The organism is Streptomyces sp. JJ36 (assembly GCF_021696945.1).
In the GTDB taxonomy this organism is placed as follows: Bacteria; Actinomycetota; Actinomycetes; order Streptomycetales; family Streptomycetaceae; genus Streptomyces.
Window position 1 is genome coordinate 1 of sequence record NZ_JACYHE010000203.1, and the last position, 293, is coordinate 293.

At 70.6% G+C, this 293-nt stretch carries 1 protein-coding gene; it reads left to right on the forward strand.

Annotated features, from left to right (window positions below; translation table 11 throughout):
* Positions 1–293, forward strand: a 293-nt coding sequence (locus tag HOY81_RS27160; RefSeq protein WP_272893368.1) for a beta-ketoacyl synthase N-terminal-like domain-containing protein, incomplete at both ends; no start/stop codon positions are given.

Below are 293 nucleotides of genomic sequence, written 5' to 3' on the forward strand. Positions count from 1 at the left end.
TGCTGGAGACGGCGTGGGAGGCGCTGGAGGACGCGGGCTGTGCGCCCGGCCGGATCGAGGGGCGGGCCGGCATCTGGGCCGGAGCCTCACTGTCCACCTACCTCCTGCACGCCATCGGAACGGATGAGCGGCTCTTCCGTTCCCTCTACACGGACGAGATGCCACTGATCGTCGGCAACGGTGCCGACTTCCTGGCGACGCGGGTGGCGTACAAGCTGGGGCTGACGGGCCCCGCCACGACGGTGCAGACCGCGTGTTCCACCTCGCTGGTCGCCCTGCACCAGGCGTGCCAG